We start from the raw sequence: 14,025 nt of genomic DNA, 5'->3' as shown, positions 1-14,025 counted from the left end.
CCAATCTCGGGTTACCCGAGATTGGCAAATTAAGTGCGCAAGTCGGGTAAACCCGACTTGCGATGTTCGAGACGCGCTACGCGCTCCTCACCATGAGGCCGGGAGAGGGCGGTGCGTGAGGCTGGTCCCGCTCTACCGCTGGAACGGATACAGCATCTGCTTCCAATACCCGCGCGGCACCGGGTGGCCCTGTACGCCGTAGCCCTTCGGCCATTGGCCGTTGGGCAGGTGATACGTGCCAAACAGCTTGTCGTAGAACGGAAAGTGGATCGCGAAGTTCACGTCCACGGCTTCGTCCTCGATGCCGTGATGCCAATGGTGGAAGCGCGGGCTGACGAAAATCTTTTCGAGAAATCCGAAGCTCGTGCCGACGTTGGAATGGATGAACGTCGAATAGACATAGACCACCAGCGCGTAAGCCTGGATCGCCGATGGATCGAAGCCGACCAGCAGCGCGGGTGTGGCCGTGACGGCGCGCAGCACGATGATCTCCATAAAGTGCATCCGCGCGCCCGCGATCCAATCCATGGTCTTGGCCGAATGATGAACGGCATGGAAGCGCCATAGCGCCGGCACGCGATGGAAGGCGCGGTGCAGCCAGTATTGCGTGAAGTCGGTCAGCAGCATGATGGCGAGAAGTTGAACGACCCAGGGCAGGCTCTGCACGAAGGTGCGGACCGAGCCGATCTCGTGGATGCTGTTGACGAAATTCGACGGGGCGAATGTCAGGAAGGTTAAAATCTGGATCAGCAGCGATGACACCAGATAGTAGAACAGGTCCTCGCGCCATTCCTCGCGCAGCACCACCTGATCCTTGTGCTTGGCGAAGATGCGCTCGATCGGAATGAACAGCGCACCGGTGAACAGCACGTTGATGATGAAGAAGTCGAGGCCGAAGAACACCCCGCCGATCTGGTAGTCGCGGTGCGCCGGCAGGCTGCCGATCATGGTGGCCAGGAGCGTCAACGCCATGGCGGTCGCGCCGAGCGTTTTGTCCTTGCGCAGCATCAGGCTGAGGCAGGCGAGGGTGAAGCCCGCGAACAGGACGAAGTACAGCGCCGGCTTGAAGAAGCCGCTGGTGTGGACCGCGCCGAGTTCCGGCATCTGCGTGAGCGACGGATTGCGCAGCACGATGATCATGAGCAGGCCAGTGATGCCGGCCAGGATCCCGATCGAACCCGACAGCCAGCCCGAGCCGAACGGCCGCTCGGCGCGCGGCGTCTCGAGCTCCGAGCGCACCTTGCCGAGAATCTTGGTCGTGAGCATCGCGAACCCCCAGAAGGCTGTACCGGCGAATCGCTCTGTAAAGCCTCGCCCCTTTAGCTTTGGTCGCGCCAGCACGACAAATGGTTCGGGAAAGGGCCGGTCATCCGGCGTGGGATGTAGCAGGACGTTGTTAATGTGCCGTTAGACGGATGATGGAGTCGTAGATCCCGGGAAAACCTGTCGTTTCCGCATTCCGGACGGTCGACATCCGGAACCAAACAGGACTCCGACGATTATTCGCAGGCAGGTTCCATAAAGCCTTCATGGGCGGAGACGAAAAGCGATGGCAAAGAAGAGCATGATGACCAAGGCAGGCGAGACCATCAGCGATGCCGCCGGCAGTGCGGCTTCGACGGCGACGGACGTTGCGGCAGGCGCAGCCCTCGTGGCGACCGGCGCCGCGCGCAAGGTGGTTCGCGGCGCACGGCGGCTTTTGCCCGGCGTGCCGAAGAAGCGGCGCGCTGCGGCCAAGCGCAAGATCAAGGCCGTGGCCCGCAAGACCCGGAAGGCGGTCAGCTCGGCTCGCCGGAGTGCAGCGGCCCGGACCAGTTCGGCTGGCAAGACCGTCCGCTCGGTGGCGCGCAAGGCCAAACGGGCGACGGCCGGCCGGCGGAAAAAGCGTTGAGACTCCGTATCGGGGCTACCGGCTCCAGCGCTGGTCGGCGGGGCGCGTCGCGATCATCGACGACATGGCTGCCTTTCCTGCGCGCCGCGGCTCCATCGTTTGCTGGCAAGTCGAAGTGGACGGTAAGGACCAAGACGGCGTTGCACCGGCCCACAGGGACGTGAGGTCCGGCAACGCTCAAACTCTCGATCTGTCATCCTGAGGTGCGCGCGCAACGAGCCTCGAAGGATGACGGGGATAGACCGTCAGAACGGCTGCGTAAGACCGTCGAGCGCGGCGTCGCAGTTCACGAGATCGACGCGCTTCCAGGCGATGCGGATGCCGCCGTCGATCTGCACCAGCCGGTGCCAGGCGGTGCCGGTGAACAGCCGCTGCTGATCGCGCCGGTATTCGATCATGATGAACTTGGAGCGGATCGTTGCCGCGCGCCCTTCGCTGTCCTCGATCGTGACATTGCCGACCATGCGGCTCGTGCGCGAGCGCGGCTCCTGCGAATACATCCGCGGGCTGGCGAGCCTGCGAATACGGGTCTCAAGGAGGCGCCGGTCGTCGTACATCAGCGACACGGTGTCGTGCGGGTTGGCCTGATCGGGCTCGCTCGGCACCCAATACCAACCGTCGAGAGTGAACAGAGCGAGCCAATCGTCGAACTTCGCCTCATCAAGCAGCCGCGCCTCGTGCTGCACGAACTGTTCGCAGCGGTGGATGTCGAGCGCCTGCTCGGCGCGCGGGGCTCGCCCGCGCAACGGCGTCACACGCCGCCTGCTGGGCGCCGCGATCTTCGGTCGAGGCGTGCGCTTTTTCGCCATGGGTGATCCGGATTTCTTACGAGGCCGCTTTTGCCAGCGCGCCGCCCTGGCCGTGGCCGCCGTTCATGTAGCCGACCCATGCGTCGAGCATGTTGCGGATGTAGACTTCGCTGGTCGAATTGACGCCCTTGCGGCCGCCGTGGGCTTCGGGCTGGTCGCTCTGATAGCCGCGTCCGATCTGCAGCCACTCCGCGCCGTCGCTCGAAAGGCCCATGTCGATGCGGTTGTAGATTTCGAGATCGTCGGTGAGCACCAGGGAGCCCGTGCCGTTGACGATGTTGGCGAAGGCGACGGTGTTGCGGAACATCTGCTCCGGCGCGCCCTTCAGCTTGAAGTTATAAGTGTAGACCACGGTGCGGTTCACCGAGATCGGGTGCACCACGCGAAGCTGCTGGAACTGGCTCATCAGCGACACGTTCGGATAGACGTTCGAATTCCAGCGGCGCACTTCGAGGATGCGCTTGGTCTCTTCCTTGCCCTTCTTCTTCTCCAGCGCCGCGATGTATTCGCGGAACACCGGGTCCTTGAGGGCTGCGACCAGTTTGGAGTCGTCGTGATAATCGCCGAGATAGCTGTGGCCGTTCGGATAGGTCCAGATGCCGACCTGGGATTCCCAGAAGCTGTAGGGCGCGCCGTTCTGGCGCATCTGGCGGACCGCGATCTCGCCGGTGCCGTCGGAATGCGCGTCGTCGGATTGCGCCTGCGAGGCCTCGATCGAGGAGCGGTGCACGAACAGCGGGTGCGCGGCATCGCAGAGGTTCTCGAAGTAGACCTTCCAGTTCGCGTCATAGCCGTGCTTGAACACGCCGCCGGCCACCTCGATCTCGCCGTCGGGCGCGCGATCGAGCAGGTCGTCGAACGACGTCGTCATGTAGCCGAGCGACTCTTCCAGGTCCGGGCCGTCGGCGGCCTCGGTCGCGAACACAAAGCCGCGATAGCTTTTCACCCGTTTCACCGGGTTCATCGCCACTTTCGGATTCTTGGCGTCGAAGTCGGCCGGATAGCCGTGGTTGAGCGGCACGCCCTTGATGCGGCCGTCGAGATGGTAGGTCCAGCCGTGGTAGCAGCAGGTGAATTCCGGCGCGTTGCCTTTGTCGGTCGCGACCACCATCGCGCCGCGATGGGCGCACTGGTTGTGGATCACGCGGACGCGGCCTTCCTCGTCGCGCACCATCAGGATCGGGCGGCGGCCCATTTGGGTCGCGAAGTAGTCGCCCGGCTTCTTGATCTGGCTTTCGTGGCCGATAAAGACCCAGGCGCCGCCGAAGATGTTGGTCATCTCCAGCTCGAAGATCGCGGGATCGGTATAGATCTGCCGATGAACCCGGCCCGGTTTGAGGAAGCGCGAGAAATCCTTGCTCATGCCGCAGGGTAACGCAGCGGCGTTTTGCGAACAAGGCAGCGGTCGGGTGCGCTGCACGCCAGTTCCCGACCCGTCACCCCGAGGCGCGAGTGAGCGAAGCGAGCGAGCCTCGAAGGGCGACGGCCCGGCTGCTGCACCGTCGTGGCCGTGCATCCCTCGAGACTCGCCATAGCGTGTCGAAGACGAGCGTGAAGCGCTTGTGGCTCGCGCCTCAGCGACTGTGTCTCGCGTCAAGCGTTTTGCCATTTTCTGTTGTCTCTGAGCATGGCGTTGATGATGGTGAGGAGCTTCCTGGCCACCGCGATGAGCGCGACCTTCTTTGGCTTACCGGCGGCGAGCAGTCGGGCGTAGAAGGCCTTGAGCACCGGGTTGTGGCGACTGGCCGTCAAGGCGGCAATGAACAGAGCCGAGCGAAGCGCCGTGCGACCTCCGCCGATCATGGCCTTGCCCCGCCAGCGGCCCGATTGTCTGGTGTAGGGCGCCACACCAGCCAGGCTTGCGATGCGACGGCGATCGAGGTTGCCGAGCTCAGGCGCTTCCGCGAGGAAGATGCGGGCCAGCGTGTTCTTGATTCCGGGAACCGAGATGAGCAGGTCCTCCTTCTCCCGCCAGACCGGGGCGCCACGAACCAGACCATCGATGTCCCGATCGATGCTCGGCAGTTCCTTCTCGAGAACGGCAATGTGCCGCGCCAGGCTCTTGCGAACCCGCACGTTGCTGGCGTGCTTCTCGCGCTGCCGCTCGGCCACCAGCATCTCGATGATCTGGCGCCGCCGGCCGACCAACTCGGCGAGCAGCACGGCTGTTTCTTCAGGCATCGGCCGCGGCTCAGGTTTGACCGCCTCCGCGAAGTGGGCGATCACGCCCGCATCGATCGGATCGGTCTTGGCGCGCTTGCCGATGGCCTGTGCGAAGTGCCGAACTTGAGCTGGGTTCACCACTGCAAGCGGAAGTCCAGCTCCAGCCACCGCTGCCGCAACGATCGTCTCAAAGCCGCCCGTCGCCTCCACCGCAATCAGCGAAGGCGAAAGCCCTCGCAGACGGTCCACCAGGTCTTCCAGACCCTTGCCGTTCCGCTCGACCGCAAAGGCCTCACCGCCAGGGCGCACATGAACGTCCAGACGGTCTTTCGATACATCAATGCCAACGTAGATCGTGTCCATCTTCACCCTTCCTTGCGCAACCGGGCTTCGCTTGCGGCCCTCGCGACTGTTCGGGTTCGATGGAACGGCGGACGGATGCCCGTGCTGAGGTCCGGGCTTCATAGCCCCAGGATGAGACGGTCTCCCGTCCGCCACCGCGCCGACAACTCTAGCCGACGAAGCGATTCGCGACTTACAAGGATGAGGGGATGGAGTGCGCTCAGCCCAGTTCTTGCGCCCGGGCCAGGCTCGTGATCATCGAAACGCGCAAAAGATAGTCACGGGTGCGCGCCGGATCGGCCGCGATGGCGCGGAGGCTTTGGCCGAACTCGTCGCCGGTCGACTCCAGGTTCTTCTTATTCTGGATCGTATAATTCTGGATGTACTCCAGCGTCACGAGCCGGCGCTGCTTGTCGAAGCGCTCCAGCTCGCTCTCGGGCGCGCGGCCGTGCCAGACCATGACGAGCTTCTCGGCAAGATTGACCGCATCGTGGATGCCGCCGTTCATGCCCATGCCGCCGAGCGGGTTGTTGATGTGGGCGGCGTCGCCGATCAGCACGGCGCGGCCGAGACGGAAAGTTTTCGCCACGCGCTGATGCACCTTGTAGAGCGTGGTGTGCGAGATCTCGTAGTTGGTGATGCCCGGCACCACACCGGCCATCAGCGACTGCGCGAACTCTTCCGTCTGCACGCGCTCGTCGCTCGCTTCCTCGTTGACCAGGAACATCGCGCGCCAGAGGCCCGGAATCTGCAGCAGGAAGTACCAGCGCTGCGGATCGGCCACATAGCTCACGGATGACAGGCCCGGGATCACGCTGAAGAAGTCGAACGGCGTCGAGATCACCAGCAGCCGGTCCGGCCAGGTGAAGCCTTCGAACTCGATGCCGAGCGAACGCCGCACCGTGCTGCTCGCGCCGTCGGCGCCGATCAGATAACGGCCGCGCTGCGAGCTGCCGCCTTCGAGCGTGACCTCGACGCCCGCGCCGTCCTGGCTCACGCCGGTAACGCGGCTGTTGAACTTCATTTCGAAGTTCGGATGGCCGCGCATCTGTTCGAACAGGATGCGTGTGAGCTTGGATTGCTCGCTCTGGACGCGATAGGGATGCTTGGTCGCGTCCGTGATTGCCGCGAAGTCGAACTCGGCCAGAAGGCCGTGCTTCTTCGTGCGGTACTGGAAGGTCGGCGCCTTCAGCCCTTGCGCGATCAGCGGGGCGGCTGCGCCCAGCGCATCGAGCATGTCGAGCGTCGGCGGATGAAACGTCGAGGCGCGGGACTCGGTCGAGAGGTCCGCGCCTTCCTCAAACACCGTCACCGGCACGCCGGCCCGCGCCAGATGAGCCGCGGCGACGAGCCCCACAGGGCCCGCGCCGGCAATCAGCACACGATCGTTACTCAAGTTACGTCCTAGTCGATTTTCTGGATGCCCGCTTTGGTGATGATGTCGCGGTACTTGATGATCTCGTCATGCAGGAACTTCTTCGCCTCATCAAGCTGCATCGTCATCACCTCGGCGCCGGCCTTCTCGAAGCCTTGCTTGACCTGCGGATCGTTGAGCGCCGCGATCAGCTCCTTGTTGAGCCGTTCGAGGATCGGTCGCGGTGTGCCGCCCGGCGCGAGCAGGGCGAACCAGCCGTTGACCTTGTATTCCGGCAGGCCGGCTTCGGTCGTGGTCGGCGCGTCAGGTAGCGTCGGAATGCGCTTGTCGCCCGCGACCGCGAGCGGGATCGCGCCCTTGCCCTGCAGCGGGCCGGCGATGTTCGGATACCACTGGAAGCCGAGCGGCACCGTGCCTGCGATCAGGTCGGGGCCGTATTGCGCGATGTTGCGATAGGGTACGTGCGTCATCTTCACGCCGGTGACCTGCGAGAAGTATTCGCCGGCAAGATGCTGCGAGCTGCCGTTGCCGACCGAGCCGTAGTTCAAGCCGGGATTTTTCTTGGCGTATTCGATGAAGTCCTTCAGCGTCCGCGGCGGCAGTTCCTTGCTCACCGCGACGATGATGGTGAAGCCCGCGAACGGCGAGATCATCTCCAGGTCTTTCTCGGGATCGTAGCCGAGCGACTTGTAGAGCGAGAGATTGGCCGCGACCGGGCCCGAGCCGCCGCCGACCAGCGTGTAGCCATCCGGCGTCGAGCGCGCGCCTTGCAGTGTGCCGGAGTTGCCGCCGGCGCCGGGCCGGTTCTCGACGATGATCGGCTGGCCCATGTTCGCGGACATCTTGTTGAGCATGATGCGGCTGACCACGTCGCTGGCGCTGCCGCCGGCGAACGGGATGATCACGGTGATGGCACGGTTCGGGTAGTTCTGCGCGGTGGCAGGAGCACCGAGTGTTGCGGTCAGCGTCAGCGCTGCCCCGAACAGCGCGGCCCATTTCAGTTGTGTGGTCTTCATTTTGTTGCCCTTCATTTCCCCTTGGAGTTTCAGGATCCCTTGAATTTTGCCGGACGCTTGGCGTGGAAGGCTTCGACACCTTCCTTGAAGTCGTCCGATTGCCGCAGCCGGCTGTAGCAGTGTCCCTCGAGCTCAATTGCGGTGGTGAGCATCGAGTCTTCGGTGTCGTTGAGGAGTTTCTTGGCCGTGCGCTGAGCGAGCGGCGAGAAGGCGCGAAGCTCGTCGACCAGCGCGTCGGTCGCGGCTTCGAGTTTGTTGTCGGGCACGCATTCGGTGGCGATTCCCCAGTCATAGGCCTGCTTCGCCGGAATGCGCCGCGAGCGCATCACGATGTCTTTCGTGCGGGTGATGCCGACGATCTTCTGCAGGCGCGCCGAGCCGCCGGAGCCGGGGATCTGGCCAAGCTTCTGCTCGGGGAGCGCGTAAAAACCGGTTTCCGACACGATGCGGAAATCGCAGGCGAGCGACAGCTCGAAGCCCACGCCGAAGCAGAAGCCGCGGTTGGCGACGATCACCGGTTTCGAGCAGCGGGCCGGCGCCGCGATGTTCCAGGCGAGCTTGGACACCGTCTCCGGCGTCGCCTCCATGAAGCCCTTGATGTTGCCGCCGGAGGAGAAATGCTCGCCGATCGCGCGCAGCACGATAATGCGTACGCGCGGGTCCTCGTCGAGATGCTCGAACACCATCCGGAGCTGGTCGCGCTGCGGCATCGACACGACGTTGAGCGGCGGCCGGTCGAGGATGATGTCGGCCCGCCCGCGCGCCTCGTCGATCTCGACGCGGAAGCCGTCGAGCTTGGCGAGGCGGGGGTCGTTGAAGCTTGCAGGCGAACTCGTGGTCGAACTCATGCGGCGGTTCCTTGGGAGCGCGGGGCGCTTTTCTCGGTCTGGTAATCGCCTGCCACCAGCATCCGGCGCAAGAGCTTTCCGACGGGCGATTTGGGGATAGCCTCGACAAAGACGTATCGCCGCGGGCGCTTGAAGTTGGCAAGGCCCGAGGTGCGGCAGAATTCGTCCAGCGCGCGCTCGTCGACCGCGGCGGTCCGCTTGATGAAGGCCGTGACGATCTTGCCCCAGCGCTCGTCGGGCAGTCCCACCACCGCGACCTCGGACACCGCCTCGTGCAACGACAGGCAGCTTTCGATCTCGACCGGCGAAACATTTTCACCGCCGGTGATGATCATGTCGTCGACGCGGCCGGTGACGAACAGGTCGCCATCGGCGTCGAAATAGCCGGTGTCGCCGGTGAAATACCAGCCCTGGCGGATCGCCTTGGCGTCGGCCTCGGGCCTGCGCCAGTAGCCTTCGAAGGACTCGTCGCCTTGCAGGAGCGCGATGATCTCGCCTTCTTCGCCAGCCTTGGCGATGTCATCGGGCGAGGCCGCGCCGAGCTTCACCACGCGGATCATTTGGTTGATGCCGGCGCGGCCGGCCGAGCCGGGCTTTAGCGGCGCCTTCTGATCGATGGTGAAGGTGTAGACCTCCGACGAGCCGTAGTGATTGACGAACAGCTCCGGCTTGAACGCGGCCGTCAGCTCCTTCAACAGGCCATCGGTCATCGACGCGCCCGCAAAGCCGAGCTTGGTCACCGACGAAACGTCGCTATCTTTGAAGCGCGGATGATGCACCAGGTCGTGATAGAGCGTCGGCACCAGATAGAGATTGGTGATCTTTTCCCTCTCGATCAGATCCAGCGCGCGAGCGACATCGAAGCGCGGCAAGCAGACGAACGCGCCGCCAATGAGGGACATCGCGAGCAGGGAGCGCACGCCCATGGTGTGGTAGAGCGGCATTACGCCCAGCGTCCGCTCGCCCGCGCGATAGAGATTCTGCGCCACCTGCGCGAGCGCCGCGGCGCGCTCGGCGCGCTGGCGGCGCGGGACGCCCTTGGGTTTCGCGGTCGTGCCGGACGTATAGAGCATCACCGAAAAGGCCTCGGCATCGGTCCGCGGCGATACAAGGTCGCTGCTGCCCGAGGCGACGAACGTCTCGAACGTCAAATCGGCCGCAAGGCCCACCGCGATCCGCGGCATCGCGCCCGCGAGCTTGCAGGCCTTCACGGCGTCCGCCGACACGCCCTCATAGACCAGCGCCTTGGCCTCGGCGTTCTCCAGGCAGTAATCGAGTTCGTCTGCCGTGCAGCGCCAGTTCAGCGGCGTGATGATGATCCCGGCGAATTGGCAGGCCCAATGGATGGTCGCCGCCTGCCAGTTGTTCTGCAGAACGGTGACGAGATGGTCGCCGGGCTTGAGCTTCAACGCGTCGAAAGCTCCGACCAGCGCCGAAATCCGGCGATACCACTCCGCATAGTTGAAACGCACATCGCCATCGACGATGGCGAGCGCATTGGGATCGCGCGCCACGCTGCCGAGGAAACTTGTACCGAGATCAAGCATGGGGAAGCGGTCAGGCGTTTCCTGATGATCGTTTCGTATACCGAAAGCCCAAGCGTACTACGACCACGTGTTTTAGGACCGACAAGTGTTCCTGGGCCGTCAGGGATGATACACCTCCATCCCATGTCCAAGCACGATATGCCACCCCCCGAAGCGACCCGCAGCAACACGCCGCAACCGGTCCGCACCTTGCGCGATTGGCTCGACCACCTGGCGGCGCGCGACCGGCTCGCGGTGCTCAAGCCCAACACCCGCTTGAAGTTCGAGGTCGCGGCCTATTCCAAGCGGCTCGACGGGCTTCGCGCCACGGTGTTTCCGAAGCCGGACGGCCATCCGATCCCGGTGGTGTCGGGGCTCGTGTCGGACCGCGGCTGGATGGCCGAAGCCATGGGCGTCGAGCCCTCCGAGGTGCTGGCCCATTTCCAGAACGCCGCCGAAAATCCGGTGCCGTGGCAGGAGGTCGCATCCGGCCCCGCGCAGGAGGTCGTGCACCGTCAGGACAGGGGGGCGCTCGATCTCGCCAAGATCCTGCCGCTGCCGACCCACAACGAGCACGACGGCGGGCCGTATATCGCGGCCGGCATCATGATCGTGCGCAATCCGAAAACCGGAAAGCAGAACGTCTCGATCCACCGCTGCCAGCTCACCGGTCCGAACCGGCTCGGCGTGCTGGTGCTGCCGCGGCACACCTTCACGTTCCAGCGCATGGCGGAGGAGGCGGGTCAGCCGCTCGACGCCGCGATCGTGGTCGGCGTCGATCCGCTGACGCTGCTCGCCTCGCAGGCCATCGTGCCGCTCGACCATGACGAGCTCGAAATCGCCGGCGCCTTGCACGGTCGGCCGCTCCCGGTGGTGAAGTGCGTCGCAAGCGATATCCGCGTGCCGGCCGACGCCGAGATCGTGATCGAGGGCCGCTTTCTGCCACACGTGCGCGAGCCGGAAGGCCCATTCGGCGAATTCCCGCAATACTACGGCGAGCGCGCGCCGCGCGAGGTGATGGAGATCGTTGCGGTCACGCATCGCAAGGACGCGATCTTCCACACCATCGTCGGTGGCGGGCTCGAGCATCAGTTGCTCGGCGCGATCCCGAAGGAAGCGACGCTGCTCACGCACTTGCGCAGGAATTTCTCCAACGTGCTCGACGTGCATCTGTCCCCCGGCGGCGTGATGCGCTTTCACCTCTTTGTGAAGATCAGGAAGACGCAGGAAGGGCAGGGCAAGAACGTCATCCTCGGCGCCTTCGCGGGCTACTTCGATCTCAAGCACGTCATCGTGGTCGACGAGGATGTCGACATCCACAACCCGACCGAGGTCGAGTGGGCGGTAGCGACGCGTTTCCAGGCTGACCGCGATCTGGTGATCGTGCCGGAAAGCCAGGGCTCAAAACTCGACCCGTCGAACCGCGACGGCGTCGGCGCCAAAATGGGCCTCGATGCCACGAAGCCGTTCAAGGCCCCGGAGATGAAATTCAAGCGCATCTACGTGCCAGGCGAGGAGGCCATCAACGTTGCCGACACGCTGAAGCAGGGCGGCGCTGACTGGCGCAGTGCGCTGAAGTCCTGACGAACGGCTTCGATTGCGGCGCGATTTCAACGCATCGCATTTTCCAGGTGATAGCGGCCGAGAAGCGGACATCGTTTGATATCGACGATGTGCCGCGGGCTATATTATAAGCCCGCCATTGTGCTGCAATTTGAGACGGCCGCGTATTTTCAAACGACGGCGCCGCGTACGTGCATCGCTCGGATGGGAATACGCCGACCCGTCCTTATCGTTGTCGTTACCAATACTATCGGGATTGAAATGATCGTCCACGCGCTGATTGGGGTTGGAGCATTGGTGGCAGGGCTATTCCTGTTTTGGGTGCGCCAAAGGGCTCGTTCGATTTATGGGCTTTGCGAAATCGCCGCAGGAGTTTTCATTGTCGTGTTCACGTTCTTTCCGGTGGACCCTTCTCTGTCCGGCACGGATCAATCTCAAATCGCCGTCATATTGAATCAGCGGCTGGCAGAACTGGCGGGCCTGTATGTGATCGTCAGGGGACTGGACAATCTGGGGCAGGGCGGCCTCGGCCCGTTTCAGGAATTTTGGAACCGACTGTTCGGCTAGCAGCGCACAATCGAAGGAGTCCCCAGGGATGAGCGGATCATCGCGGCTTCGACGGCTCTTCTGGTTTTCGATCACGATCTTGTCTCTTGCTCTCTTTATGTTGCCGAGTGCGTCGGCGGACCCCGTGCTCGACGTCTCGATCAACGGCGATACGCGTCATTTTGAACGGGACGCTTTGCTGGCCCGCCCCGAAGTGAGCAATGTCGAAATTGTCCACGATGTTGCGTATGGCAAGACTATGCGTTTTCGCGCGATCCCGTTGGCGGTGTTGCTGCCCGGACTTGGGGCGTCCGTTGACGGTGTGCTTGAGACCGTTGCGGTTGACGGGTTCGCGGCCCAGTTACCGCTTGGTCTCGTGACCAACACGGATCCGGCCAAGGCGGTTGCCTGGCTCGCGATTGAGCCCGCCGACGCGCCATGGCCGCCGTTGCCCGGCAAGACAGCGAGCGCCGGGCCCTTCTATATCGTTTGGACCGGCGCGAGCGCAGCCACCATCCGCAGCGAGCAATGGCCGTATCAGGTGGCGAAGCTTGAGACTCAGCCGTCGCCGGGCAGTCGCTGGCCGGCGCTTGCTGTCGACCCGGCGTTACCCGCGACTCACCCCGTCCGCGCCGGCCAGGCGCTCTTCGTTGTGCAATGCTTGCCTTGCCATACGCTCAACGGCGCGGGTTCAGGCACTCTCGGCCCCGATATGAACAAGCCGATGAGCCCAACCGAGTACATGACCCATGACGGGCTGCAAAAGCTCATTCGCGACCCAAGGTCGGTCCGAAGCTGGCCCGGTCTGCTCATGCCCGGTTTCACCGCGGATCAGATGAGCGATCGCGAAATCGATTTGGTGATCGAATATCTCGCGCATATGGCAGCGCGACGTAAATCTCAGTAGCTCGCGAGCGATGCTGAATCTCCTTTGACGGTGCGGCATTTAAGGCGCAATTTTGGGCGGGGCGGCAGACCACTGGTTGAATAACTCAACGGGGAAGCTGGCTCCATGAACGCAAATCTCAAGCACGTATGCGTGAAAGCCTTCCTGGCGGTCGCATTCTGTGCGTGCACTGCGAAAGTCCAAGCCGCTGACATCAAGGTTATGAGCGACAGCCCGCTCGAACCTGCGTTGACCAAGGTCGTCGATCTTTATCGCCAGCAGAGTCACAACAAAGTCGGCCTGGTGTTCGACCCATCGCCCGCCGTGAAGAAGAGGATTGAAGACGGCGAGTCAGCAGACGTCGTTATCGTTCAGCCGGACTTTGCCGAGGCGCTCACGAAGTCGGGCAAGGTCAGCGCCGGCGACAGGCCGATCATCGGTCATGTCGGCGTCGGTCTGGGCAACCGCAAAGACAGTCCGGCGTACGACATTTCGACTGTCGAAAAATTCAAGAGCACTCTGCTTGGTGCAGACCTGCTTGTCTTCAACAGCGTCAAGTCGGGAGAAGCTTTTGCCGGAGTCCTCGAGCGGCTGGGTATTGCCGGTACGCTCAAGTCCAAGATCGTGCGCACGACGCCCCTCGGAATTTTCGAGCCTGTGTTGAAGGGCAAAGGCAACGATATGGCGGCGGGTACGATACCGCTGATCGCGACGACGCCAGGCATCAAGCTTCTTGGCCCGTTGCCGGCTCAGTTCCAGAGCTCTCTGACGTATACCGCAGTGCTCATGGCGAAAACCTCGCAACGTGATGCAGCCGAAGGGTTCATCAAGTTCTTGGTGTCGCGGGAGGCAAAGGCCGCTTTCGCAGCAAATGGCGCTTCGTAAATTGATGGCCGCTGAAGAATTCCTGACGGGGCCGATTGGGTCCCGTCAGGGTGGCGGCATGTCGTGTGGCGTTCTGACGACACAAGTTCCACAAACGAATTTTGCCGGGTTTGGGTTGCCCGGAGATTGGTGCCGGCCGATTATAATCATCGAAGAAATGCGGCGGTTGTCGGTT

At 63.3% G+C, this 14,025-nt stretch carries 13 protein-coding genes; 5 read left to right on the top strand and 8 right to left on the bottom strand.

Annotated elements, in window-relative coordinates:
• Nucleotides 1-132: 132 nt before the first annotated feature.
• Nucleotides 133-1,266, bottom strand: a complete 1,134-nt coding sequence (locus RHPLAN_RS25095; RefSeq protein ID WP_068023633.1) for a sterol desaturase family protein — start codon at nt 1,264-1,266, stop codon at nt 133-135.
• Between the two features lie 283 nt (nt 1,267-1,549).
• Between RHPLAN_RS25095 and RHPLAN_RS25090 the strand changes: the two genes are divergently transcribed.
• Complete coding sequence (locus RHPLAN_RS25090) at nt 1,550-1,891, top strand: hypothetical protein (RefSeq protein WP_068023632.1); 342 nt, start codon at nt 1,550-1,552, stop codon at nt 1,889-1,891.
• Nucleotides 1,892-2,136: 245 nt separating this feature from the next.
• On the opposite strand, the gene RHPLAN_RS25085 is transcribed toward RHPLAN_RS25090, so the two are convergent.
• From RHPLAN_RS25085 to RHPLAN_RS25055, 7 genes are all read right to left on the bottom strand, one after another.
• A complete protein-coding gene (locus RHPLAN_RS25085; protein WP_068023629.1) occupies nt 2,137-2,700 on the bottom strand; it encodes an aromatic-ring-hydroxylating dioxygenase subunit beta in 564 nt (187 codons plus the stop codon).
• A 16-nt stretch (nt 2,701-2,716) separates the two neighbouring features.
• Complete coding sequence (locus RHPLAN_RS25080) at nt 2,717-4,063, bottom strand: aromatic ring-hydroxylating oxygenase subunit alpha (protein ID WP_068023626.1); 1,347 nt, start codon at nt 4,061-4,063, stop codon at nt 2,717-2,719.
• Nucleotides 4,064-4,293: 230 nt separating this feature from the next.
• Nucleotides 4,294-5,226 carry an IS110 family RNA-guided transposase gene (locus RHPLAN_RS25075; protein ID WP_068023623.1) on the bottom strand — a complete coding sequence of 311 codons (933 nt, stop codon included), beginning with the start codon at nt 5,224-5,226 and terminating at the stop codon, nt 4,294-4,296.
• 199 nt (nt 5,227-5,425) lie between these two features.
• Entirely contained in the window at nt 5,426-6,601 is a 1,176-nt protein-coding gene (locus tag RHPLAN_RS25070) for an FAD-dependent oxidoreductase (protein ID WP_084245497.1), read from the bottom strand.
• 8 nt (nt 6,602-6,609) lie between these two features.
• Nucleotides 6,610-7,596: a Bug family tripartite tricarboxylate transporter substrate binding protein gene (locus RHPLAN_RS25065; RefSeq protein WP_068031809.1), complete on the bottom strand. Its 987-nt coding sequence runs from the start codon at nt 7,594-7,596 to the stop codon at nt 6,610-6,612.
• A 29-nt stretch (nt 7,597-7,625) separates the two neighbouring features.
• On the bottom strand, nt 7,626-8,444 hold the full coding sequence (locus RHPLAN_RS25060; RefSeq protein ID WP_068023618.1) for an enoyl-CoA hydratase/isomerase family protein: 819 nt from the start codon (nt 8,442-8,444) through the stop codon (nt 7,626-7,628).
• Complete coding sequence (locus tag RHPLAN_RS25055) at nt 8,441-9,991, bottom strand: AMP-binding protein (protein WP_068023615.1); 1,551 nt, start codon at nt 9,989-9,991, stop codon at nt 8,441-8,443. Before RHPLAN_RS25055 ends, RHPLAN_RS25060 begins: the two co-directional genes overlap by 4 nt.
• A gap of 123 nt (nt 9,992-10,114) precedes the next feature.
• On the opposite strand from RHPLAN_RS25055, the gene RHPLAN_RS25050 reads away from it, so the two are divergent.
• From RHPLAN_RS25050 to RHPLAN_RS25035, 4 genes are all read left to right on the top strand, one after another.
• Nucleotides 10,115-11,554 carry a UbiD family decarboxylase gene (locus RHPLAN_RS25050; protein WP_442971785.1) on the top strand — a complete coding sequence of 480 codons (1,440 nt, stop codon included), beginning with the start codon at nt 10,115-10,117 and terminating at the stop codon, nt 11,552-11,554.
• Nucleotides 11,555-11,794: 240 nt separating this feature from the next.
• Entirely contained in the window at nt 11,795-12,100 is a 306-nt protein-coding gene (locus tag RHPLAN_RS25045) for a hypothetical protein (protein ID WP_157100458.1), read from the top strand.
• Nucleotides 12,101-12,128: 28 nt separating this feature from the next.
• Nucleotides 12,129-12,986, top strand: coding sequence for a c-type cytochrome (locus RHPLAN_RS25040; RefSeq protein WP_068023608.1), 858 nt, complete (start codon nt 12,129-12,131; stop codon nt 12,984-12,986).
• A gap of 105 nt (nt 12,987-13,091) precedes the next feature.
• On the top strand, nt 13,092-13,850 hold the full coding sequence (locus tag RHPLAN_RS25035; protein WP_068023599.1) for a molybdate ABC transporter substrate-binding protein: 759 nt from the start codon (nt 13,092-13,094) through the stop codon (nt 13,848-13,850).
• The last annotated feature ends 175 nt before the right edge of the window (nt 13,851-14,025 follow it).

It is taken from the genome of Rhodoplanes sp. Z2-YC6860, from assembly GCF_001579845.1.
Lineage (GTDB): Bacteria > Pseudomonadota > Alphaproteobacteria > Rhizobiales > Xanthobacteraceae > Z2-YC6860.
The sequence above is the reverse complement of the archived record's forward strand: the minus strand, read 5'-3'. Positions and strand labels throughout refer to the sequence as shown.